28 protein-coding genes are annotated in these 22,268 nt (G+C 43.3%); all 28 read right to left on the reverse strand.

Annotated features, from left to right (window positions below):
* Nucleotides 1-293: 293 nt before the first annotated feature.
* The 28 genes from C0Q44_RS31790 to C0Q44_RS14695 all read right to left on the reverse strand — a co-directional run bounded on the left by C0Q44_RS31790 (nt 294) and on the right by C0Q44_RS14695 (nt 21,989).
* A complete protein-coding gene (locus C0Q44_RS31790; RefSeq protein WP_374955101.1) occupies nt 294-599 on the reverse strand; it encodes a transposase in 306 nt (101 codons plus the stop codon).
* A 1,174-nt stretch (nt 600-1,773) separates the two neighbouring features.
* The gene (locus C0Q44_RS14560) at nt 1,774-2,262 is read right to left on the reverse strand and encodes a DUF3298 and DUF4163 domain-containing protein (protein ID WP_105408025.1); all 489 of its coding nucleotides are present in this window, start codon (nt 2,260-2,262) and stop codon (nt 1,774-1,776) included.
* A gap of 173 nt (nt 2,263-2,435) precedes the next feature.
* Nucleotides 2,436-2,990 carry an NUDIX domain-containing protein gene (locus C0Q44_RS14570; protein ID WP_258166326.1) on the reverse strand — a complete coding sequence of 185 codons (555 nt, stop codon included), beginning with the start codon at nt 2,988-2,990 and terminating at the stop codon, nt 2,436-2,438.
* 36 nt (nt 2,991-3,026) lie between these two features.
* Entirely contained in the window at nt 3,027-3,716 is a 690-nt protein-coding gene (locus C0Q44_RS14575) for an HAD family hydrolase (protein WP_258166327.1), read from the reverse strand.
* The gene (locus C0Q44_RS14580; protein ID WP_258166328.1) at nt 3,676-4,167 is read right to left on the reverse strand and encodes a GNAT family N-acetyltransferase; all 492 of its coding nucleotides are present in this window, start codon (nt 4,165-4,167) and stop codon (nt 3,676-3,678) included. The genes C0Q44_RS14575 and C0Q44_RS14580 overlap by 41 nt, the downstream gene beginning before the upstream one ends.
* Before the next feature lie 64 nt (nt 4,168-4,231).
* The gene (locus C0Q44_RS14585; protein WP_105408029.1) at nt 4,232-4,402 is read right to left on the reverse strand and encodes a YHYH domain-containing protein; all 171 of its coding nucleotides are present in this window, start codon (nt 4,400-4,402) and stop codon (nt 4,232-4,234) included.
* A 112-nt stretch (nt 4,403-4,514) separates the two neighbouring features.
* Complete coding sequence (locus C0Q44_RS14590; protein WP_105408030.1) at nt 4,515-5,291, reverse strand: Cof-type HAD-IIB family hydrolase; 777 nt, start codon at nt 5,289-5,291, stop codon at nt 4,515-4,517.
* A gap of 96 nt (nt 5,292-5,387) precedes the next feature.
* The gene (locus C0Q44_RS14595) at nt 5,388-6,947 is read right to left on the reverse strand and encodes a PH domain-containing protein (RefSeq protein WP_105408031.1); all 1,560 of its coding nucleotides are present in this window, start codon (nt 6,945-6,947) and stop codon (nt 5,388-5,390) included.
* Complete coding sequence (locus tag C0Q44_RS31505) at nt 6,944-7,126, reverse strand: PH domain-containing protein (RefSeq protein ID WP_308737420.1); 183 nt, start codon at nt 7,124-7,126, stop codon at nt 6,944-6,946. The genes C0Q44_RS14595 and C0Q44_RS31505 overlap by 4 nt, the downstream gene beginning before the upstream one ends.
* Nucleotides 7,127-7,184: 58 nt before the next feature.
* On the reverse strand, nt 7,185-7,439 hold the full coding sequence (locus C0Q44_RS31510; protein WP_308737421.1) for a hypothetical protein: 255 nt from the start codon (nt 7,437-7,439) through the stop codon (nt 7,185-7,187).
* Between the two features lie 153 nt (nt 7,440-7,592).
* Nucleotides 7,593-7,802 carry a hypothetical protein gene (locus tag C0Q44_RS30995; protein WP_258166329.1) on the reverse strand — a complete coding sequence of 70 codons (210 nt, stop codon included), beginning with the start codon at nt 7,800-7,802 and terminating at the stop codon, nt 7,593-7,595.
* A 194-nt stretch (nt 7,803-7,996) separates the two neighbouring features.
* Nucleotides 7,997-8,413, reverse strand: a complete 417-nt coding sequence (locus C0Q44_RS14610) for a YhfM domain-containing protein (protein ID WP_105408032.1) — start codon at nt 8,411-8,413, stop codon at nt 7,997-7,999.
* A gap of 64 nt (nt 8,414-8,477) precedes the next feature.
* Complete coding sequence (locus tag C0Q44_RS14615; RefSeq protein WP_105408033.1) at nt 8,478-9,167, reverse strand: hypothetical protein; 690 nt, start codon at nt 9,165-9,167, stop codon at nt 8,478-8,480.
* A 56-nt stretch (nt 9,168-9,223) separates the two neighbouring features.
* On the reverse strand, nt 9,224-10,003 hold the full coding sequence (locus tag C0Q44_RS14620; RefSeq protein ID WP_105408034.1) for a hypothetical protein: 780 nt from the start codon (nt 10,001-10,003) through the stop codon (nt 9,224-9,226).
* A gap of 217 nt (nt 10,004-10,220) precedes the next feature.
* Nucleotides 10,221-10,811 carry an HD domain-containing protein gene (locus tag C0Q44_RS14625; protein ID WP_105408035.1) on the reverse strand — a complete coding sequence of 197 codons (591 nt, stop codon included), beginning with the start codon at nt 10,809-10,811 and terminating at the stop codon, nt 10,221-10,223.
* A gap of 199 nt (nt 10,812-11,010) precedes the next feature.
* Nucleotides 11,011-11,466 carry a GNAT family N-acetyltransferase gene (locus tag C0Q44_RS14635; RefSeq protein WP_258166330.1) on the reverse strand — a complete coding sequence of 152 codons (456 nt, stop codon included), beginning with the start codon at nt 11,464-11,466 and terminating at the stop codon, nt 11,011-11,013.
* Nucleotides 11,467-11,685: 219 nt separating this feature from the next.
* Nucleotides 11,686-11,922: a hypothetical protein gene (locus tag C0Q44_RS31000; protein WP_258166331.1), complete on the reverse strand. Its 237-nt coding sequence runs from the start codon at nt 11,920-11,922 to the stop codon at nt 11,686-11,688.
* Nucleotides 11,923-11,945: 23 nt separating this feature from the next.
* Complete coding sequence (locus C0Q44_RS14645; protein WP_105408037.1) at nt 11,946-12,488, reverse strand: GNAT family N-acetyltransferase; 543 nt, start codon at nt 12,486-12,488, stop codon at nt 11,946-11,948.
* Nucleotides 12,489-12,529: 41 nt separating this feature from the next.
* Nucleotides 12,530-12,904, reverse strand: a complete 375-nt coding sequence (locus C0Q44_RS14650; RefSeq protein WP_105408038.1) for a hypothetical protein — start codon at nt 12,902-12,904, stop codon at nt 12,530-12,532.
* 15 nt (nt 12,905-12,919) lie between these two features.
* Complete coding sequence (locus C0Q44_RS14655; RefSeq protein ID WP_105408039.1) at nt 12,920-13,444, reverse strand: GNAT family N-acetyltransferase; 525 nt, start codon at nt 13,442-13,444, stop codon at nt 12,920-12,922.
* Between the two features lie 146 nt (nt 13,445-13,590).
* Nucleotides 13,591-13,950, reverse strand: coding sequence for an NUDIX hydrolase (locus C0Q44_RS14660; protein WP_258166391.1), 360 nt, complete (start codon nt 13,948-13,950; stop codon nt 13,591-13,593).
* A 645-nt stretch (nt 13,951-14,595) separates the two neighbouring features.
* Nucleotides 14,596-17,067, reverse strand: coding sequence for an S-layer homology domain-containing protein (locus C0Q44_RS14665; RefSeq protein WP_105408040.1), 2,472 nt, complete (start codon nt 17,065-17,067; stop codon nt 14,596-14,598).
* Nucleotides 17,068-17,395: 328 nt separating this feature from the next.
* Nucleotides 17,396-17,725: a hypothetical protein gene (locus C0Q44_RS14670; protein ID WP_105408041.1), complete on the reverse strand. Its 330-nt coding sequence runs from the start codon at nt 17,723-17,725 to the stop codon at nt 17,396-17,398.
* A 58-nt stretch (nt 17,726-17,783) separates the two neighbouring features.
* A complete protein-coding gene (locus C0Q44_RS14675; RefSeq protein ID WP_105408042.1) occupies nt 17,784-18,299 on the reverse strand; it encodes a GNAT family N-acetyltransferase in 516 nt (171 codons plus the stop codon).
* A gap of 254 nt (nt 18,300-18,553) precedes the next feature.
* Nucleotides 18,554-19,042: a cysteine hydrolase family protein gene (locus tag C0Q44_RS14680; protein WP_105408043.1), complete on the reverse strand. Its 489-nt coding sequence runs from the start codon at nt 19,040-19,042 to the stop codon at nt 18,554-18,556.
* 73 nt (nt 19,043-19,115) lie between these two features.
* Nucleotides 19,116-19,826 carry an AAA family ATPase gene (locus tag C0Q44_RS14685; RefSeq protein WP_105408044.1) on the reverse strand — a complete coding sequence of 237 codons (711 nt, stop codon included), beginning with the start codon at nt 19,824-19,826 and terminating at the stop codon, nt 19,116-19,118.
* A 136-nt stretch (nt 19,827-19,962) separates the two neighbouring features.
* Entirely contained in the window at nt 19,963-20,976 is a 1,014-nt protein-coding gene (locus C0Q44_RS14690; RefSeq protein ID WP_105408045.1) for a bifunctional glycosyltransferase family 2/GtrA family protein, read from the reverse strand.
* Nucleotides 20,973-21,989, reverse strand: coding sequence for a phosphodiester glycosidase family protein (locus tag C0Q44_RS14695; protein WP_105408046.1), 1,017 nt, complete (start codon nt 21,987-21,989; stop codon nt 20,973-20,975). The genes C0Q44_RS14690 and C0Q44_RS14695 overlap by 4 nt, the downstream gene beginning before the upstream one ends.
* Nucleotides 21,990-22,268: the final 279 nt, after the last annotated feature.

Consider the following 22,268-nt stretch of genomic DNA (forward strand, 5'->3'; position numbering starts at 1 on the left):
AGCTGGGCAAACCAGAGTTCCAAACTTGTATTTGACGAAAAACAGTCGTTTTGTTTTCTTCTTGGTTTTGGCTTGAGACATTTCAAGAAATTAGACTCATGAGTTGTTGAAGTGCCGTCTGGAAGTCCAGATCGCGGGCTTCGTCGGAGAAGAGAAAAAAGACCCGAGTGCTCGGTCATCACTCGATTCACGTCGCTCATATTCCATCGCCAAATAACGGCTGAATACAACAGAAGTGTGGCTAATCAGTTGGTCAAAGGAAAGCCTTTGAAATTTCGTCCCCAATTTCTCAACTAGCTTTTGGTGACTTTAAAAAAGGTCTCGATGCTCCAGCGTATACCGCAGATGGGTACGATTTTTACAGCATCTAGCGTAACGTCTGTGCTTAAAAGGACAAACCGCATGAGTTGTGTATCATCGAGGAACCTTTGATATCTTTCGAATCCTACTTGGGGAGAAGTTGAAACACATCCCACAGTGAATTTCGCTTGCCTCTGCACGAGATATCGTTGCTTCATTTCCTTCACCATGCCAATCAAAGAAAAACCTCTAGACGTGAGCTGTCGAAGCAGTGGGACTTGCGTAAACCAGCCATCCATGTACACGTAGTCGGATGTGAATCCTGCATGTAAGTAAGCCTGGTCCAGTAAGCAAACAACCGCATCCGGTTTCCGGAAAAAGCTTCCATTCTACGTTTGTACCCGTTCCTGCGTTTGGAGAGATTTGAAGCCATTTCTCAAAAACAATTGGCCAGTTTAGCCGATGACAGCATGACAAAATCGAGCGGAGCAATGCTAAAAGGGTCTGACAAGCCGAGCGTGAGCATGGTATCTAAATAACACAATTTATCCTATTGCTCCAATTCCATCTTTATTCTTATTTTAATAACACTAATTGTAAAATAAAGTGTGATAGTTACCAGTAAATGAAAATGGCTCATCATTGATCCGTTTCATCGCCACACTGCCGGTAGCTTAATGGTCTATGACTATATTTTCTATCGAAACGAACAAGTTCCCATTGTTCGTAATACAAGAATATTTATCTGACGGATAGAGAAAATATCCAAGCTACTTATCTCGCTTGGCCGCGTGAAATCCCCGGATCGGCTACAGATCGCGATACAAAGGGCATTCATCCGAACCGATTACGCCAGCAATCCAAAGCTGGAGCGAAATATGAATTTCATTCCTTTCGACGTTTCGATGATCTGAAGAAATACGCCATTTAAAACGCTTATCTCATTGAACTAATTCAAGACCTGACCCACCAGGCGTTTTAAGTCCACGATCGGCAGGGACCTGAAAGGGAGTTAATTCAAAGTCGTACCATAATCACGACTGAACCCAATGAGCTGGGTTAATGACGTTCTTAATCGAATGCCGATCATCCTACAGGGTTCGAATATTAATCGGTGGTTAAGTGATGAAACTAGGGTGTGTCTGAAAACTCGTAACTGAGTCAGCCTAGAGATGACCGCTACGTATTGCCATACACTCGATCAAACAGTTAAACAATCGTGATTGAGATACGCAAAACACTTCTCTATACCGATAATTTAGGGGGGATAATATATGAGAAATAATCACTGGTCATTAAACTGTGCAGTTATTTATTGGATTCTTATTTTCATCACTCACCTCCTGGACACTCTTCATATACTATAAAATGTAAGAAAATATTGGAATTATTTAGATTATTTTAAAATATTATATAGAAAAAGACATGACCTCATCGAACTTGGATCATGTCTTTTATTGCATTGCATGCGATCTATTTGATGAATTTACTGAACGGGACTTTAATATCTACAAACCCTTTAGCGTAGGGTGCAACCTCATAAGGGTGGAATCGGATGACGATCCCTTTGTCATATAAAAAGAATTCAGATGTTTGATCAAGCTGAAAATCATAAATATTTTCTTCAAAAATAGAAACTCCTGCATTATACATGGCCAATAGACTGTTTGAGATTGATTTCTCTACCTTTTCCATCTGAGTATCATCTTTAACGTACTCGCTTAGCTTCAGCTCTTTTCCCGTTCTTAAGTCATAGTTATATGATTTTGTCGCATCCATTCCATGTGCTCCGCCAGCGTACACATGATCTTCATATACCACAGATAACTTTTCTTTTGCATTGTACTTTACACTGGCCATGGTAACGTAGAAATAATTTTTGTTTAATTTCTTTTCTTCTTTGTCCAGGCGAGTTGCTTTCACTGCGTGGAGTTTAAATGTCTTGTTCAGCTTATTCGTCACAAATTTATTTCCACCTGTTAGATGTATGTATGTATGGCTGTCCTTTGTAATATTGGACCTTCGTTTTCACTGTAATCGTGCTGCCTGCCTCTACATGACTACTCGGAAGAATTATAGCAATCAGTACAGTGATCAACAGGTAATTTATCCATCTCAATTTTTTTATTTCAGTTCTATATTTCAACACTATTGATAACCCCCTTTGGCTCAAATGCTATCGTTTCCTGCATTCTGTTCCATATTACCTGTGGAGTGCCCTTTAGGTCTGTTCCGCTCTGAACGTTGCCAATCCAGATTTCCTCTGCTCCCGGATGTTGTAAATAGTGCCTGAGCGTTGCTTTGATCAGAATAGACGAATGTAAGTCCAGCACCTCATCCAGCGGTATCCAGAATAACTCTCCTTCATCGGAGGGCACAAAATGTCGATGCTTCGTCTCTCCGAAATAGACAAACTGCTGCCAAATCTCACCACCGCTAACCTCTAACAAAATATATCGAAGCCGAAAGTGTTCGACATCCTCTTGCTTGAATCCAGTCTCTTCCTCAATCTCCCGATAGCTGGCGGTCATGGGTGCGTTCAGTTCTCCTTGTTCCAGATGCCCGCCAATGCCACCCCAAAATTCAAAATCAAACAATCTGCTGCCTGCCTTCATCATCAGCATGTCTGAGCCATTGCTCAAAAACGCTGTAGCCATCTGTCTAATCTCCATATGTTCCTCGCTTTCCAAACTGTAATTATAGTAATCTACTTGTATAACCGTCTTCTAAAGCAATTTCTTCAGCTCACTTAGATGCTCAATCGTATGTAAAGGACCCGACGTAATGCTGTCCTGCCAAGGCTGGTTGACCTTCATCCAGATCGTGCTCATGCCAACGCTCGCCGCTCCCTGAATATCGTTTACCGGATGATCACCAACGTAAATACACTGCTCGGGAGCTAGACCAAAATGATCAAGGGCAAGCTGAAAGATCCGAGGATCGGGTTTCTTGACTCCTGCCTCTTCCGAAACAATAATATGATCGTAATCTTCCCGGATACCGAGCTGATCGATTTTCCCATATTGGATATTGGTTTGCCCATTGGTGATTAATCCGGTTAGGTATTTCCCTCTGAGATGATGAACGACTTCTCGCGCCTGTTCCATTAGAATAGCGCTTCTCACATACTCTTTGCCATAGAACTCCATAAGCTCTGCATGTGGCGGATGCTCGGTCCACGGCAATTCCAACAACAACTCCTTGAACAGAAGACGTTTATCTTTATAACCATCCTGATCAAGTTCAATGATTCTTTTGAGAATATCCTCCGTGGACTCCAGATGTCCAAAGTAAGTCTCGATCAGACTGCGAGTGAATCCTTCGAACGTCATCGTTCTGTTCAGAATCGTATTATCCAGATCAAAAATAACCGCTTTAATATGATCCACTCCGCTTCTCCCCCAATTCCAGTACATGCGTTATTTTCTCCCTACCCGTCACTTCACTAAATCCCAAGGTGTGATAAAAAAAGCCAGCAACCGGTTGATCCGTGTACAGAACCAATCGAGCGTAATGATTTTCCGCTTTTAGAATAACAGCATCAATCAGCCTGCGCCCAACCCCATGTCTTCGAAATTCTCTCATCACATAAAGCCTACGAATTCTTCCAGTGTCAGTCACTTCAGAATAAGGATCTCTGTTTAAACCGCAGATACCCACCACTTTATCGTGTATTCTGCATTCAAAAAGCGCTTCATCCTCTTGCTCGAATGTATTGATTCCTGACTCATATTCATGGATTAATCGCCCAATATGTCTGAACCCCTCACTGGAGCTTTCGGCCAGCATCGCCACTAATTCATCACGATTCCATACCGATATTTCTTGAATTCGCACGATGTAACCGCCTTCATATTTTAAATTCATTGTACACATGCTTACCCAACCCTAGATTGAACGATGGCTGGGTTTATCTTTGTAAAGCTCATTCTCATTTTTTCTTTTTATGATAATGATAACCCGTGCACAGACCCTTTTGCTTGGATTTGGCTGAACACTTATGTCCACCATTCTTATCCAGTCTGCCTGGATGAGCATAAGCGGAAGAGGATACACCAACAAGTACGACAAGAGACAGAATTACGAAAACAACCTTTTTCATCCAATGTCACCCTTTGATAAACACCCTATGCTTTAGGGCTTACTACGTGCTATATCATTCTACATTAAAATCCATAATTGGGATACTATTCATTTATTTTACAGAAGCATTCTCATATCACCTTAAATTTCTTCAACGCATGGGTGACTCCATCTTCACTTGCTCGCAGGGTAACATAATCTGCACTTTGTTTAATCCGCTTTCCGCCGTTTCCCATCGCAATTCCAATACCCGCGTGCACTAACAGATCCACATCGTTCTCCCCATCCCCGAAGGCCATGGCCTCCTCCTTGGATATCTTGAGGTGGTTGAGGACTTTGCCCGCCGCTATCGATTTACTCACTTCACTCGCTTCCAGCACATTGGTCACATACGGATGGAATCTCACGAATCGCAAAGCAGGGAATTTCACCTGAAACTTCTCAGTCTCGTTCTCATCCGCATATAAACACATGCAATAGATATCCTGATCCAACGTACTGATCTTCAGTGGGGAATCCAACAATCCAAGCGTATCTTGCAATGCTTCCCTAAGCCGCTCATCTGCTGTGCTTAACCCGTTCATCTCAAACGACTCGGTAAAATATGAAATACTGTGCCCATGTAACTCGGCAAATTCACTGAATTCTCTAACCATCTGTGCGGAAAGGACCGACTTATGTATGACTTCATCACCGGATTTAATCAAGGCCCCGTTAGCCGAAATAATAGTATCGATTCCAAGACTCCTGAATTCTTCACATAGATTATAGGGCCTACCTGTGACGAGTACGACTTGAACGCCTTTCCGAATCAATTCCCTGATCGACTCTGCTGTACTTGGTGATAAACTCCGATCTATTTCGCTCAGCAATGTACCGTCCACATCAAAGAACACAACTTTCATCAAAATATCCTTCCTCCTCTATTCCGCTTTCCGGGACTTGAAGTAAAAAGAGCAAGTACAGAATAACCTGATGCGGTCTTCCTGCCCTTGCTCTTGTGATTAACGGGTCTGAACATCTTGGGTACGTCCCACATACCATAGCTGAAATGATTCAGCCATACCCAGCGGGATGTCATGTGTTTGATGGTGTAGCACGGGTTTGGCCCGATTCACTGTATGAATGGAAGCAACACCGAACCAACGTTGCAGCACATTACGGGTGATTTGCACTTCAATCACTTTTTCACGTTTGGAAATGAAGAGGGTTGACGTCAAAGCTCCTGTTCGAAGTTGAATAAAATTGTTATTCAATGTGTACCTTGTATGGAAAAAGTCTACCACTCTACAGGTTGCAATCCATACCAACAGAAGAACCGAAATCATCCACCATGCCTGCTCTTGTCCGAATACCTGTGGTTTGAAATACCATAGTATAACGGTGACAATGAGCCAGCCCCAGCTGGGCTTGAGCATACGGACCCATAAAGATATCCGTGGAAGCTTCTCCATCTCATCGCTTACTTGATAGGATGGCAGAATCTCCTCGATCATCTTATAGGCTTGCTTCACAGGCAAGAACGGATAGAGCGAGTTGACCTCGTGTCCCGATTCGCCCAAGCTACCTGCGGTCGTTAATTCCACTTCCGCCAATCCCAGCATTCTTTTCATCGGAGACTGTGTAATTTTCACGGCCTGGACGCGTTCTTTCAAGATCGAAAATGCCATTTGTTCCATCATACCCTTGGTAATATAAATGCGTTTGGCATCCGAAGTAATCTGAAAATTGCCATACTTCACAAAGGTTCGAACAATCCCCAAACCAATGGAGATCACAATCAATCCCAGAATGATCAAACCGGTGATCCACCAGGAATCGAGCCACGTCACTAACAGATTCCCCGTGACTTCTTCATCCGGGAAGAAATCTTTAATCCATGAATAGAGTGTGCCCAGCACCGGAATGAGTACGAGAAAACTGAGCGAGGTAAACGAAGCTTTGAATACATCCTTACGGGTGGAATGATAATGAACCACACGTTCCTTCTCTTCTTTTGCAGGCAGCATTGTACGTTCAGGTGTACCTCCGTCTGTTACTCCCGGCTCGTACTCGGATTGGTTTTCTCCCTCTTCCAAGGGCTCAACAGTATCCACAGGGACATGTTCATCTGATCGTTGACCCGCTACAATCTTCTCCAGCCTCTCCGCTTCGGGAAGGGAAACGACATGTAACTGAAAGGTAGCATCTTCTCCCTTGATTCCGGTCTCGAAACGTATGGATGTTACACTGAACAACCGATGAAACACTGTCGTATGGCGGTTCACATTCTGGACTTTGGTATACGGGATCGTTCTTAGGGTCCGATTCAAAGCACCACTATAAATGTGAAAAGCAATATCATCTGCTGCGTAACGTGTGGTAAACCACTTCCAGATGATCGATACAATACTGATGGATATCCCGATGTAAAAAGCGATTCTTCCATAGAAAAGCCATTGGTACTCTGAGCCAACACGAAAAACAAACAGGAACAGGATGATGGCAAACGAACTTTTCACCAGCTTCCACATGCTCCACAGCAACGTCAGCGGATGGTGCCGTTTGGTGTTGGTGTCTGTCATTCATCCACCTCATTAATTCTCGCATAGGATGCAATCTGATTACGCAGTGCGAACGCGACTTCCTCCGGCAGCGCCGGAATATGATGCCCTGAACCCATCGTACCAACGGTAACGGAGTAGAGTCCGTATTTTCTCATAAGTGGTCCCTGGTTCGTTGTCACGGACTGCACTTTCGCCATGGGAATAATCTGATGTACTTGGTCAGTGCGCCATGCTTTAACTGCAAAAATTCCTCATTCACATCGTAATACCAATGTCTGTATAACCACACGGGTTGCACGAATATATCCCACACTGCATAGAGCACCGAAATCCCTGTAACCCCCATAAAATCCAGCCAATCCACGTCTTCCATCCATAGATGGAGTCGAGGATTAACAATACAGCAAGGATCACAAGACCTGCCGTATTCCATATGATCGCGCTAATTCTCCACAAGTTAACCGCATGAGGAGATAACCGTTGCTCGGGTGGTTTCCACTGTATTGACATATGTTCACTCCTTAGTAACTGAAAACTGCATAATACACTGTACGAAGAATCGTCCATGGTCGATGCAAAAAGATGCAATTAGGTAAAAGAGATGAGCCCTGTACAGTACAGGTCGTCACCTCCGTTGTTCACTTCATTTTACAATAAAATCCTTCACTTCACACAACCATACGTTATGGTCTGTTCCTTCATCCCAGTAATTCTTCGCCACAGCATAAGGTTCCCCGAATTTTCGTTGCCATTTCTTCTGGGCGATCCGATAGCCACTATCCAGACAAAATTGCTCGATCCCCTCCGACAAAGTTCAATAACCATTGCAAGGATGAGCGCCGAAGCAATTCCCTGACCTTGAACCTCTGGCATGACGTACAGGCTGCCCCGTTCTCCTAACAGTCTCGAATCTCCTTACCACCCACAAGGTCCATACGAGATGGTTCCGACTACAGTCTTATCTATCTTGGCTACAAGAAAAAACATGCTGGCCTCCCTGTTAAAGCTTCAATGGTCAGCATATTATCCATATTCCAGTCTCTGTTTCAAAATAAACACATTCCCACTTAATCTGTACGACGCTGAATCAGCCTTCTAAGTTGATTCGCATCCTCCACAGATATGCTATATCCTATATTGGTGTCTTCGTGGTTAACCAGTAGGCCTTGCATCTTGGAATCCATACCTAAAGAAAGATCATACCCAGTTATCGATCCGTTTGTATTCGTTATGCTCATCCTGTACTCTGCTCCATAATCTATAATGCCAAGCAAACGTTCTGCCGTATGTATGGTCTCCATCATCATCCGAATCTCGTCAGGTCGATCGAATTGAACATTCTGGCACGGTTCGGAGTTCAGATTCGGATTGCAGGTTAAGGTGATCAGCACAGGAAGGCCCTCCCCCGAGTCATGTTCACTCGGGTAGCTACATCCTGCCATGAATATGGTGAGAAGACATACAAGCATTCCTATATTCTTCACCCTAACCGCCTCCCTAATTTTAGTGAAATTCAGTACAACACCTAGTTAAACATAAGCATTATCCTTAGGTTGTCTTTCTCAATTCACGTAGCTCCGGGTCCCATGAAGACAACAGAGCGTTCAATCGCTGTACGGTCTTCTCCACAAATGCCTGAGCGATCTCACCCGTAATAAACTTAGGCGTGATTCCAGGCTCTTCACCATTCAGAAAAGAAAACGTGTGATCCCGCCAACGTACAATCTCTTCCGCATTTAAACGATCCGGCATGTCATAGCTTGCTGCGCGGTTAAGCGTCTGCCACACATCCTCACTCCAGCTCGCACTTCGATATAGATTGAAATCAATCTGATCCGTCTCTTGGTAATATAGGCGTGACAGTTCATCCTTCGATCTGTTAATGCCTGTATGCTGGTCTATCTCGTTAACCCGATCTACGAATTCGGGATACACACTCCGGAACCAGTAATAGTCTGTCAGAACATGTATGAAGTAACCCCGGACAAACCACTTCCACCCTTCATCAGGTTGTTGTTGGATGTAGGATGAGTAAATTCCCTGAAGTCGTCCAGCGTAATCTCCTTCATCCTTAGGGTTAAAATGGGTGTCCTGCTTATCCTCTCTTGTTGTACCCTCACGCATATGAATGGAATCCGGTGCGATATTGCCCAAGTAGAAGGAGCCCCGTTCAATCTGTACTGGCAGGGTATCGGTAAGAAGATAAGCTATATTGAGATGAACCATGGGTAGCGGCATAGAGATGATCTCCTTTTTATCGAGAAGTCGTTCGAACGTTTAGCTGTATTACGGAATTATCCCTGGATTCTCTCCACTTGCATCCTATCAAACAACTGCTCCAGATTCGTATGATACCCCGGCTCTTCCTTAGTAAGCAGACTTATGTATTCCGACCCACATTCATAGAATACCAGACGATTAAACGGAGCGGTGTCTTCTATATGATTGCTTTCCAGTCCGAGCTTCGCTCGAATCTGATTCTCAATATACCGTGCATACCCTTCGTTCCACTCCAGCCAGCTCCAGTATTCGGCTTGTTCTTCAGTTAAGGAGTTGAACAAAGCCATTCTGGATGTTAGTACCTGTGACATGTCTTTACTCTTCATTACAGACATCAGGGAGTTGATTCGCTCAACCACGACTTCATCTTCATACGGAAACTCATAATCCAGTTCCCATGTCACCCGCTTCAGTTGATCCATTTTATGCTTAATCTTGAGACGATTCACGATCTGTTCATCGTATTTCTCATAGACATAGCAATGAACATACTCATGGAACAGATAGACTTTCTGCTCCAAATTTTTAAATGCCGCATCCGTTACAATTGCACACATTCGCTTGTCCATATGATGCACCGGCATGGCCGCAAGGCACTCATCCGGAATGTACAGGTCATCCGGTACGGTCTTCACCCACTCATATTGCTGCGTCTTGGACGAATAATCATACATATATAACAGAGATTCATAGGCCACAACCACAGGATAATGTTCTGCAAATAAAGGATGGATGCTAACCAAGTCTTTCTGAAGCTCGTTTAACTCGTTAATTTGCTCTAAAAATGTGTCCATGTCTCTAACCTCTCTTTAGTTGAATGATGTATATTCATCATACCAATCGGGTCACAAGAAAACACTGAGAGAAAAATGATAATTCTATGGTTCAATGAATCTTGCAAGTGAGGTTTAGAAAATCAAAAAATCTCCCAACCTAACATCCAGCTGGAAGATTACTAACTGCAATGATCACACGATTTAATCACTTACCCCACCCATGTGGATTGCATTCCTATGATTTGGTCAATATCCCTTGCTCCACGGAGTTTTGAATGAGCCGCTGCGCATAATCCCACAATGTTTCGGAACCGTTCGCAATCTCACGGTTTCGATTTAACACCTGTTCACTTGTAATGTTATATTTCTGCCACGTATCTCCCTCATTCTGATGATTATGGATCAGAGGCTGCAACCGATCGAGAGATGAGGCAAATTGTGCTTCAGGAGTCTGCTTTGCTTCAAATTCTAACCATAATTGGAGTAGTTCTTCAGCCTGTTCCTTAGGCAACATACCAAACAGCCGATGAGCCGCTTGGAGTTCACGATCATATTTATCCGTATTCCCCACCGTATCGTAGGCAAAAGTATCTCCCGCATCAATCTCAACCAGATCATGAACAAGAAGCATCTTAATGACTTTAAGAATATCCACATCCTTGTTGGCATGATTCTGCAAAACCAAGGCCATCATCGCCAGATGCCAGGAATGCTCCGCATCATTTTCAAGCCTGTCCCCATGAATAATTCTGGTCTTCCGTTCAATCGTTTTCAGTTTATCAATCTCAATGAGAAATTGAATCTGATCCTGCAGTGATTCATTCATAGTTATCCTCCTTTAACTACAAGCTAAATTTACTTAGAGAGATCATACCAGTAGACACGATAGTTAAAACTGAGAGACATGCCTGCACTCTGCGCCAATCGCATCGAGCCTGCATTATCGGGAGAACAATCCCAATACGGATGTATGCTTACGCGAACGCATTCTCTATTTCTCAGTGATCCTTCAAACACTTCATTGGTTATCTAACTTGATGTTCATAGATTCGTGTCTCTTCATCATCCAACAGATATCCCTTACCAATATAGGTCCAATTATTCTTCTCATAATAGTCCGTTAGATCAGTACATAGATACATTTGTTCGTAGCCCTTTGCTTTTACCTCGTTAATCGCATGGTTCTGCAATTGTCCACCCAAGTTCTGGCCCCGATACTCTGGATCAACATGAAGACAAGCAAACCAAGGGAAGAGATCTTGTCGACTATTCAGATCGCTTCGTAACAAGGCATACCCTCCAATAATCTTGTCACCGTCCAGCATGACATAAAATCTTGGCACATCACTCTCCGTTTCCACTGAGCGCTCCATGCAATCCCGATAGAAATGGAAGCTCGATTCCGAACCCCATTGTTTCCAAAAATACTGTACTGCCTCATGCATGACTTCCGGCGCCTGCCGAATATCAAAAATTTTCACTATAATACTCTCCCTTCACGTCTTTGCTGTTCACCTTTCGCATTCATGGTTCTCTATGTCCATACTCCAACCCAGACTCCACCAATTCAATTTCTGCTCCTAATCTACGAGACGTATATTCCCGAAAAACTCCACGCCTTCACCATCAATAACAATTCCATCACCATCCTGGCACGCACACCTTTGTACCGTTCAAATGGGCGTACTGCCTCAAGGAATTCAGGGCTTCTTCCGAACCATCTCATACTCTATATCGAGATCATAATACTGTACCGTTTCGATCCCCATTTGATGATAGAAACGTCTGGTATGCTCAACATATATTCGATCCAGGTAGGAACACGAAGGAATGTAACCGATCGAAGGCTGTTCCTGGTTATACAAGCTCTGGATTCTATGATTCAATTCGTCGTTAGGTCCGAAATGTAGATCACTTAGCAGAACCAATTTTTTCATACTCATGCTACCTCCTGCTCGTGTCAGACTCCCTTGAACTCTTTGTCCAAGATGGAGTAAAAATACTGGTCCGTCCACTGATTGTTCCACCAGAGTTCTTCCTTGTAAACAGCTTCTCTCGTCATGCCCACATGCTCCATCAACGCAGCAGAGCGAACGTTCTCAGAATTGCACATGCCGACAACTTTATGAGCCTGTATCTCCTGAAAAGCGAATTGCAACAGAAGCTGGGTAGCCTCACTTCCGTATCCGTTACCTGCATATTCGGGAAGCACAGCGTAGCCAAGTTCCCAACTTTTCCGAAAATCCACATAACTCCACATCTGAACAATACCAATAGGCGTATTTACCGGATCATTCACACGGCGGATAACCCAATCATAGGCGTACGCTTCCTCATCCGTAGCAGGGAAATGACTCCGATATTTCTCGTGAACCTTCTCCTCATCCGTCTCAACAGTCTCATCAAAGCTCCATATGCTCGTATCACATTCCAGTTGACCTATGAAATTGAGATCTTGTTCCGTGGCTGTTGTTATTCTTACCTTCTCACCCACGAATTCCATGTGGATTCATCTCCTTTGGATTATGCCATTTATCCCATAGACTACTGCATTTGCCCATTAATATATCTTCTGTGACTTGCAGATGCTTCCTGAACCCACAAATCCAACTCCACTCTACTAACAAAAAATTGATCCTGAACTTTAATGAACGGGAACATTCTCCCATCAAAGAAACCTGATACCGTGAAACTCACTTGTTCAGCCTTAATAATACTCATCACCTGTTCTTCAGTCATACTCAGATACTCCGCAGTTTCTTGAATCGTCAATAACACTTTATTGTTAGACACTTCTTGCTCAGCTACCTGAGTCAGTTCACTATTTTTCTCCTGAGTCGTTAACAATATGCAGCCAATAATAAACGAGATACCCAAAATGAAACTGGCTAAAAGTATAGAGAACGGAACAGATTTCATTTAATTCCTCCCTGCTCAAATAGGATAAATGTCAGTCCCAACAGATTCCTTCTGTAATGTGTAATAAAAGAGATTGTTTACTAACTCAGTGGATTTCAAAAAGTTCAACTTATTTAACAAGTGTTGAGATCGAACATTTTCCTGCTCCACTGTCGCTTCAATAAAATCAAGATTCATCTTGTTCCAGCCGATTTCGATAATTGCGGTTAAAGCTTCTTGCATCAACCCTTGCCCCCAATAAGACGGGGATAAATCAAAACCAATCTCTGCTTTCGACGGTGACTCCTGATTCCAACAGTGAAACCCCACTGTGCCTATGAATTCGCCATCTGATTTATGGAATAGACCATACCTGCAACCCGAATCATCCATATGAAATTGTATAATTTCTTCTGCTTCTTTTACGTCACGACAAGGCTCAATATCCATAAACCGGGTTACATCTGGTTCAGCAAAATGTTTAAATATAGCTTCACGGTCTGATAGGGTTAACTCTCTAAGGTACAACTGTTCAGTCTCCATATTGGGAAAATGAGTCATGACATACTCTCCTTTTATCACTACACATTGTGCATGGTATAGTATCCGGCCTCACCAAGAAAATCACTTCTGGTTAATCCTGGTTCGGATAATCTACCAAGTGTTCACCATGACCATGACGAATACATGTAATGTCCATAAGCCCTCTATTTCTGAATGAAGTGTTTAATGCGCTTTGCATCAGGGAGACTAGTCAGTTCCTTTTTCAAAAACACAGGATAGATTTCCATCTGCTCCAGTTTGTCCAAGGAAAACCATCGAAAAATTAACTTACCGTTATCCTCTAGACCTTTGAACTCAATTTCATCATAAAGCTTATGGGCTTCCGGCAATGTAATGACATAATAAAATCCAATCTCATGATATTTCAGGCCATCATATTCAAAGAAATCTTCACTAACAAATGCGAGCCTTTGTGCTTCTACTTGAACACCCAGTTCCTCCGTCATCTCTCGCACAATAGCCGATTCTGTAGTTTCGTTCAATTCTACCCGCCCTCCGGGCAGATTCTAGAAGTCATCCTGTTCAGTCGTATGCAAAAGAACTTTGCCCTTATTGATCAGAATACCTGCTACGCGAAAGTTGAATTTATTGTTGTTTTGCTCATACGATATATTTCTGTTATCTGAATTTAACATCTCGCTGACCATCCATCGGACAACCCATCCATGAATCCATTTATAATTGATTTACGTTTGCTTCTCACTCCGATGATCAACAATAGTGCAGTTGTTAGGATTATTGCTAATTCATAAAAAGTCATGCCACTAAACCTCCGTTATGTATTTGTGTTAGCTCGCTTTCATACGTAAACTAACCTGTTCCGCAAACTCAGTAGCTCCTACTTCGATTTCAAAGAATCGTTTCGGAACCACATGCGCACTCGCCTTATTATGTTGTAACCCTCAACCGACTCCTGCCCCCACTCGTACGATCACCCCTGCTTAAACACTGCTAGACTCCTCTTCAATCATCATAACCCATGTATTGGTAATTGCGAAGTTGTTATGAACTTCCAGCTTTACAATCTCTTCTCTTATCTGCTCCAGAAAAGCAAAAAAAGAACCTCAACGGTCTTAATCGACAGTTGAGGCTTCTACACTTCCATTCGAAAGGTTACAGATCGTGAAAACGGACTTTATATGTGAATATTATGGTGCAGCAGTAATTGTACCCATATTTATAGTATAGGGTTCTGGAGCAGTATAATTAATGGAATCTGCACCTGAAAGAGTAAATTCAATTGTTATTACTTTGTTGGTTCCTACCTCTGCATTATTGTATGTGGCTACTGCATGTACTTGTACGTCATCCCCTGGACAAGTGCCTTGTTGATTTTTTCCACAAGCTCCCTCTCTAGAACCCGCTACTGCAACTGCTGTCGAGTTCCCGTCATACACTTTGGAAGTGGTAATCAGGTCCAGAATCATCCCCGTATCTGCACTGTATTGTACGTATACAGTGTAGTTCGTATTGCTTACAGGAGCCATATATTTACCACTATCGGCACCCGCTATTGTATAAACTACGGTTAATGGCGCCGCTTTAGGCGGGGAAGTTGTATCATATATCGCATTTGCACTCACAGTCACATTTTCCCCGGTAACAACCCCAGCTAATTGACCTGCGGATACGACTACTGATGAATCTCCATCTGGCTTCTCAATAACAGTCAACATCGGGTCCCCGATCGTTAACTGTGCCGTTGAAATGGCTCCTGTATGGATTGTGTAGTTTGCAGGTGCAGTGTACTTGGCTGCATCTGCTCCACCCAATGTATACACGACAGTAATTGTTTTACCCGTGCCTATTGCAGCGTCATTGTAAGTGGCTACTGCACTCACGGTTACCGTGTTCCCTGCCACAACTCCATTCAAGGAACCTGCTGTAACTGATGCCAAGTTCGTTCCATCATACATTTTTGCTTCGGTCAGCACTGGATTGGAGACGGTTAATGCTTTAGTACCAATAATGATCTCTGACGAAGCAATAGATATATTGTTCGAAAGGTCAACTGCATACACAACATACGTGCCTGATGCTAAACCTGCTGTACTCATTGTCGCATCTACGTTTGCTGTTACTGACTGTTTCTTGCCAAACAATTCTGCAACGGATTGATTTAGGCTAGTGATTGTTTTTAGTGTTGTTGAAGGAACCAGATACAGATATCCACTCTCATTACTTCTACCTATTACGTTATCTCCAACTGCAATTTGACCCATGGTTGTATTCGAGAGTATAGGAGCAGTTATGTCCGTTCCTCCGGTAGAAGGTCCAGTAGAGGGCACAGCTGATCCAGTCGAAGGTGCGGCCGGAATAGCTGGATTCGTCACTTTATTCAGCAATCTAACTGTGGATTCAATAGTGGTATCGTTTTTAGCAACGGCACTTATCGTCACTTTTTCAACAGTACCCGTTCCCAGAATCTTGGCAGTTGCCTCTAAAATAAGGTTCCCAATATTGGTATCCGTACCTAGGGTAAGAGTCATCTCCGTAGCTGTTGCTGTTGTGATAACTTCCTTAACACTACCTTTGGGGATTTCAATCTGAATTTTGCTGCCTTTAACCTTCACAGAGTCAAATGTTCCTCTTAAACTGATCTTCGAACCGGCAGGTAATCGCTCGGATAACGTAATCTTGCCGAATCCATTCCACGTAGTATCCGATTCTTGTAGCGTAGCAGGGGATTGAATGGTTACTTCTCCTACTGTCGTTGAACCTTCTACATCAATACGAACGGGGCCCTTTTTCTTGTCAACAATAAAGGCAGCTGCAGTGGTATTCTTTAGATAGATGGTGTTAACGCCTTCACCCTCTACCCGTGCTATACCCTTGATTGTAACATTCTCAAGACGTATATCTCCTTCTTTAATACCTTCACTAAATAATAGATTCCCATTAATGATGATATTCTTCAACGTAATACTAGCCGAGCTAATAATCACATCTCCATTAATGGTCTGCATACCTGTATCAGAACCATATGTTCCAGCTGAGCTGTAATCGGTTGCTCGTGCACTCACTGAACGGTCTAATGCGACGACGGCTTCAGCACGAGTAATCGGTTTATTAGGTTTGAAGCTATTTTGGAAGCCCTGCAAGATCCCTTTAGCTACTGTAGCATCAACCGAAGTTTTAGCCCAAGGAGCTACGGAGCTGGAATCTGTAAAATTAGACTCCGTCATTTCTTTATTTGATAGTTTTAGAAGTTCATCGATGATAACCGCAACTTCCTGTCTGGTAATCGGTTTATTTAAACCAATTGTACCGTTCTCATAACCTTTTATGTATCCTGCTTTTACAGCTTTGGAAACCTCGGCATTGGCCCAACTGGAGGAAGGAACATCACTGTAGGAAACAGGTGCTGTTTCAGTAAATCCAAATGAACGGTTAACCAAAGAGAAGAATTCTGCTCTGGTTATGGTATGGTTCGGTTTAAAGGTGCCGTCTTCGTAACCCTTAATGAAGCCCTTGTCAATCCAAGCCGTAATTTGCTTTTCAGCCCAGTTTCCATTGATGTCAGATCCCAAGGAATCTGCAGCTCCGGATACTGCGTTAAACGATGAAAGAAATATAACTGTACTCATGAGGGCGGTTACAAACGGCTTAGAATAGTTCATTGGTATTATTCCTCTCAATCATAGTGTGTTTACAAGGACTCATTTGTATCAATCTACCACAAAAATCACCACAAATATACGGGAATCTGTGATCAATATTTCAAGCCGCTACACCAAGGATAATGAAGACTTCACAGCGCATTTTTCAATGTCAAAAAAATAGATTTTTCATGTTAATTGATATGACAATCCGACCCTTAAATTAACAAAAAATGGACACGACAACGTCGCATCCATAGCCATCTTCATATATCGGATTAGATGAGTCAACCACCGGATTACATTGTTGGTTTACCCAACCCAAGGGTTTGTCTATCTTTCCTTATACTCAGAAAATCCCTCGTTTGTTCAGAAACTCTGTTCCTTCTTCTTGGTACATCTCTATACATTCATTGGTCACATGATCATGTCTCAATACACCCATATCATCTGTTCCAGGCTTCTTAGGCCTATAATCGGAATCAATCGTGTTCATATTAAAGTGAACCTCGTCTTCGTCCTCAGACACATCCGTATGATAAAAGAGTGTAATCACTTCATCCTTACATAGAAACTGAAACTCCGATTCCTGACGCTCAATAATATAAAAAGGGTATTTCATATTTTCTATATGAATGAGTTGTTGAAATTCTTTAAGTTCATCCGGAATTAGATTCATGTACTGCTGATTGCTACGATGATGAACAAGCTAATCTTCCTTTCACTTCAAGTTATACCTATCTCTTTTCACGAACAAAAGTCTGAGACAAAATCCGGTGGCTGCCAGTGATGTTGTCAATCTCTATGCTGTATTCGGACTCCACATACTCAATCTGATGTGCTTCATAATATTTTTTCCAGAACGAGACTGCTGCTGAATTGGTAGCGAACTGTTCCACTCTGAATGTACCTTGAAATTGAGCAAACACCAAGTCAATCACTTGCGTAGCCAGCCCCTTTCCGCGATACTTTTTGACCAAGAACAGCTCCTGTACCGTATAGTCCACATCTTCAGGCGCATATGGGGGCGAGCAGACCAGAACAAACCCAATGACTTTTCCTTCAATTTGAATAAAAAACGGATGTAATTCCGTTCTCTCCACATACAGATATGTATTGGTCGGATCATAGATCCCTGATTCAAGCAGATCTTCGCCCGAGAACTCAGACAGATCATATAAATACAAGTTGTACAGGTTGAGAAATTGTTCCTTCTGTTCTGGCAATATGCTCGTAATCTGTACGTTCTTCATCATCACACACTCCCTTTAAAGTTCGTTCGTTCGTGATTCTCACAATCCTTACCGATGTTCACAGCGCGCTTGCTGTGCCCTGATCTCAATATATCGTTTCAACCACGGTAGATATAGGCAAAGTTTGGTTTAAACCATGAAGTAACCTTAACTTTCATAGTGGAAATGTACATTTTTGCAAAAAAAAGACTCCCTACAGAGTCCGATTATTTTCTTTATTTTTCACCAAGTATCCACTGGCATTTAGCCAACACTTATTGAATCAGATAATCAACCACAGGATATGAGATTACATTGCGATCTCTGTACGTTGAAGTCACCGCTTCATGATGTGTGCTAAGAATTCCATTTTGCAACATCACTGGCATGAATCCCCGCTCCATCGCACCATTGTACGTGAATAGAACACATTCCTCTGCGGCAAAACCAGCAATAATCAATAGTTCAACGCCGTGACTCTTCAGCTTCCGCTCCAGGTCTGTCTGCCAGAAGGCATTGGAAGCTGCCTTGGTCACCTTGAGATCCTTCTCATTCATATCGACCTCGGGAATAATGCGATATTCTTCCGGTTCTGCCTCTTCCATGCCCTCCACATCCTGTATGTGAACAACCATATGATCATTCAAACGAAGCACGTTAGCCACATGATTAATGTATTCGCAGGCATGATCTATCGAAGTCTGGTCCATCTTTTTCCGCACAATACTCTCTTGCATATCAACAATTAGCAAACCTACTCTCATCCAATCTCTCCTCAACAATAAATTTCACGCCGCATGGTTTAGTATCTTCCCTTGTTTACACGGATAACTTAACTTAGTCCTTAAATAGTTCATTCAGCATCCGGTCGCGGTTCTCCAGAAAGCTACGGGTAATCTGGTAGTGATCAGTATCCTCATAGGCTACCTCTTGAATCTGGCTATCGTCAAAACTCAAAATCTCCGCTCCCGGATACCCCAGCAGAATAGGTGAGTGCGTCGCAATAATGAATTGCGAGGTGCTGGACAGATCATGAAGAATACGCAACAGGGAGAGCTGTCTTGCAGGGGATAAAGCGGCCTCGGGCTCGTCCAGCAGATAGATCCCTTTGGAACTAAACCGGTTGACGAACAGGTTGAGAAAAGACTCGCCGTGGGATTGTTCATGCAAGGAACGCCCACCATAATATCGAAGCGATGCCGGCATCTCATCGACATGTGATGCAAACTGATAGAACGATTCAGAACGCATGAAGAAGCCATTCGTTATTTTGGGCAACCATGCCAGTCTTAGATAGTTCCCGAGTGAGGATTCCGAAGCATGTGTCTCATAGGTATTATTCCTGCCGCCCCCTGCCGTATTGAATCCACATTGATGAGCGATGCCTTCCAGCAGCGTCGATTTCCCTGAACCATTTTCACCTACAAAAAAAGTAATGTTATTCTTGAACTCCAGCCGCTCCAAGGAATGTATCGTGGGGATATCAAAAGGATATTCGTTCGGATTCTCGATCTTGGACGACATCAGTTCCACACTTCGAAGATACATAATTATCCTCCCATACATGTTATATTTCGATCTAACGCTCAAATTCATTTCCTTTCCATCGTACCCTATACAGTAGTGTATATGAAACCGTTTCAACATAAAAAGAGCAAGCCATAGGCTCACTCTCTCTTCAGGGTTAATAGACAAATCTGCGCTGCGCCCAGTAACTGAACAGAAAGATGGACACCTCGGTCAACAGCTTGGCTGCGAGCAACGGGATAATCAGTTTTTCATTATAAAAATACAGTAAACCATAGTTTAATAGCAGCACCAGCAGGACAAGCGAGAAGTATTTGGGCAAAGACTGCCGCACCTTTGAGGTTCGCCCAGCGGAGAACACGTACTTCCGATTAATCGTATAGTTGAAGATCGAGCTGCACAGTCTTGCTGCGACAACCGACAGAAACAGATTATGCGTGAAATACTGGATGATGAACAGTAATCCAAAATCAATCAGTGCGGACAGCACCGAAGATGTGCTGAACATCAGAATCGGCATATAGATCCGGAACGAATCAACTAGCGGGCGGAAATGGGAGGACTCATTGTGATCCAGATACACCGTATCAATAAACTCCTCCGTAATCTCATACCCTTCCTTGTGTGCCGTTAACAGCATGTTCATCTCATATTCAAACCGATCACCCGGAATCTGGTTCAACCAGTCCAGCATGGAGTAAGGAAAACCGCGTAGACCTGTCTGCGTGTCATATACCTTGGTACCTGTCGTGAGGGAAAAAACCGCCCGTGTGACTGTGTTGCCCAAACGGCTGCGTACTGGAATCTTACCACTGAAGCGACGGCTGCCGAGTACCATTCCGGGTATCGTTTGTGCGAGCAACACTTCGAAGATACGCTTAATATCATGTGGCAGATGCTGCCCGTCACTATCTGCGCACACCACACCGCCCTGTGGCCCGTATTCCTTAATATACTGAAAGCCTGTCTTCAATGCCTTTCCCTTGCCCAGATTGACGGGATGTGTCAGGACCTTACAACCATAGGCTTCTGCCGTCTCGAAAATTCCACGGTAACTTGGGCCGCTGCCATCATCCACAATCACAATGGGGCCGAGCTTAAAGGTCTGCAATTGCAAAACAAGATTCAGTAAACGCACATCCGGTTCGTATGATGGAATTAATATGGTCATGATCCTTGTCCCTCCGTCAGATATAGAATGTCACTTACGCCACGTTCCTGGTTACGACCCAGCGGGTTATTGACAACTCTGCCCATAAAATACATCGTGGATGAACCGCCCCCGTCCAGATTGTAGACTTCGGTTGCTCCGAGGCCTTTCATGACATCAGCCAGTTCTGCCAGGGTCATACCACGGCTGTCGTCCTGACGTCCGTCCACCACCACGAAGACGTAATGATTCGGAGCAATCATGCCGATCGCTGTTCTTGGATTCGCATCCTGGATGGAGCGGTTACCGAAGTTGTTATCAATCTTCACACTGCTAAAATTACTGACGATCTCACCATCCTGAATCAGTATAGGACCAAAAGATAGCGTATTGGTTGCTCCTTCAGCGAGCAGTTCCGAGGAAGAAATCTCGTTCTCGTTATAGGTTTTCATCGTCCCATCGTTGAATAGGGCAAGAGCATCCCTCGTCGGGCTATCCCGGTACAATATTCCATTTCGAATAATGACACCATCATCGCGGAATCCGTAGTAGTCACCGTTAATGGCAAAGATCGCATTGTTGGCAGCGGCAATCTCTGATGTATTCTCGGTAATGTTGGTTCCAAAACTATTGTCCGCGAGCGCCGTTCGCAGGCTACTTGCATCCGTTAACTGAATATCCGCGACATAATACGTAATCTGATCCGAGCCTGAACCAGTCTGTACCTTTTCAATATGGACCTTCATATCATCACTGGAATAATTCCAATCATCTGACGTTGCATTCACTTCAGTCGCGGTAGTCGAAGGAGTGTATGAATCAATTGCACTGCCAGTTGCTACTGCCGTTGCCATGTTCTCATCTGCTACAACCACCTGCACATGCCGGATCAGATAACGTTCAGCCAGACTGTACAGGATTCCACCCACCATGAGCACCATGACAAGTGTAAAGATGAGCCATCTGCGCTTTCTTGGGGAGATCTGTCTTTTATTTGGGTCTTTCCGGGTTGGTTTATCATTAATCTTCATCATGTGAAGCTCACCTCTTCATCTAAGTTCTTAAAGCCATATTAGGACGGATAGCTTAAATGAATCTGAAACCAAATAATAGAACTAAAGATTATTTACACTGACACTACGATGACAGAACAACCTTCCAATCGCTGTTATCCCCAGATTTTTTCTGTCCTCTCCGTTATTGTGTAAATGATTAGTTCAATTTATATCAAAAAAGGTCATCCGTTCTCCCCATCAGGGAAATCAGATCACCTTGATTTCAATCTATACAACCCTAAAGGTCACTAATATCGC

Origin of the sequence: Paenibacillus sp. PCH8 (assembly GCF_002968835.1) — a bacterium.
Lineage (GTDB): Bacteria > Bacillota > Bacilli > Paenibacillales > Paenibacillaceae > Paenibacillus.

Excerpts from the sequence above, each read along its gene's own strand:
- C0Q44_RS14680 (WP_105408043.1), bottom strand. The coding sequence starts at position 19,042 with ATGAGAGTAGGTTTGCTAATTGTTGATATGCAAGAGAGTATTGTGCGG.
- C0Q44_RS14575 (WP_258166327.1), bottom strand. The coding sequence starts at position 3,716 with ATGTACTGGAATTGGGGGAGAAGCGGAGTGGATCATATTAAAGCGGTT.
- C0Q44_RS14595 (WP_105408031.1), bottom strand. The coding sequence starts at position 6,947 with ATGACAGACACCAACACCAAACGGCACCATCCGCTGACGTTGCTGTGG.
- C0Q44_RS31510 (WP_308737421.1), bottom strand. The coding sequence starts at position 7,439 with ATGTCAATACAGTGGAAACCACCCGAGCAACGGTTATCTCCTCATGCG.
- C0Q44_RS14650 (WP_105408038.1), bottom strand. The coding sequence starts at position 12,904 with ATGAAATCTGTTCCGTTCTCTATACTTTTAGCCAGTTTCATTTTGGGT.
- C0Q44_RS14665 (WP_105408040.1), bottom strand. The coding sequence starts at position 17,067 with ATGAACTATTCTAAGCCGTTTGTAACCGCCCTCATGAGTACAGTTATA.
- C0Q44_RS31790 (WP_374955101.1), bottom strand. The coding sequence starts at position 599 with ATGGATGGCTGGTTTACGCAAGTCCCACTGCTTCGACAGCTCACGTCT.
- C0Q44_RS14580 (WP_258166328.1), bottom strand. The coding sequence starts at position 4,167 with ATGAATTTAAAATATGAAGGCGGTTACATCGTGCGAATTCAAGAAATA.
- C0Q44_RS14620 (WP_105408034.1), bottom strand. The coding sequence starts at position 10,003 with ATGGACACATTTTTAGAGCAAATTAACGAGTTAAACGAGCTTCAGAAA.
- C0Q44_RS31000 (WP_258166331.1), bottom strand. The coding sequence starts at position 11,922 with ATGAAAAAATTGGTTCTGCTAAGTGATCTACATTTCGGACCTAACGAC.
- C0Q44_RS14670 (WP_105408041.1), bottom strand. The coding sequence starts at position 17,725 with ATGAATCTAATTCCGGATGAACTTAAAGAATTTCAACAACTCATTCAT.
- C0Q44_RS14645 (WP_105408037.1), bottom strand. The coding sequence starts at position 12,488 with ATGGAATTCGTGGGTGAGAAGGTAAGAATAACAACAGCCACGGAACAA.
- C0Q44_RS14655 (WP_105408039.1), bottom strand. The coding sequence starts at position 13,444 with ATGACTCATTTTCCCAATATGGAGACTGAACAGTTGTACCTTAGAGAG.
- C0Q44_RS14690 (WP_105408045.1), bottom strand. The coding sequence starts at position 20,976 with ATGACCATATTAATTCCATCATACGAACCGGATGTGCGTTTACTGAAT.
- C0Q44_RS14695 (WP_105408046.1), bottom strand. The coding sequence starts at position 21,989 with ATGATGAAGATTAATGATAAACCAACCCGGAAAGACCCAAATAAAAGA.
- C0Q44_RS14685 (WP_105408044.1), bottom strand. The coding sequence starts at position 19,826 with ATGTATCTTCGAAGTGTGGAACTGATGTCGTCCAAGATCGAGAATCCG.
- C0Q44_RS14585 (WP_105408029.1), bottom strand. The coding sequence starts at position 4,402 with ATGAAAAAGGTTGTTTTCGTAATTCTGTCTCTTGTCGTACTTGTTGGT.
- C0Q44_RS14615 (WP_105408033.1), bottom strand. The coding sequence starts at position 9,167 with ATGCCGCTACCCATGGTTCATCTCAATATAGCTTATCTTCTTACCGAT.
- C0Q44_RS14675 (WP_105408042.1), bottom strand. The coding sequence starts at position 18,299 with ATGAAGAACGTACAGATTACGAGCATATTGCCAGAACAGAAGGAACAA.
- C0Q44_RS31505 (WP_308737420.1), bottom strand. The coding sequence starts at position 7,126 with ATGGCGAAAGTGCAGTCCGTGACAACGAACCAGGGACCACTTATGAGA.
- C0Q44_RS14625 (WP_105408035.1), bottom strand. The coding sequence starts at position 10,811 with ATGAATGAATCACTGCAGGATCAGATTCAATTTCTCATTGAGATTGAT.
- C0Q44_RS30995 (WP_258166329.1), bottom strand. The coding sequence starts at position 7,802 with ATGCCAGAGGTTCAAGGTCAGGGAATTGCTTCGGCGCTCATCCTTGCA.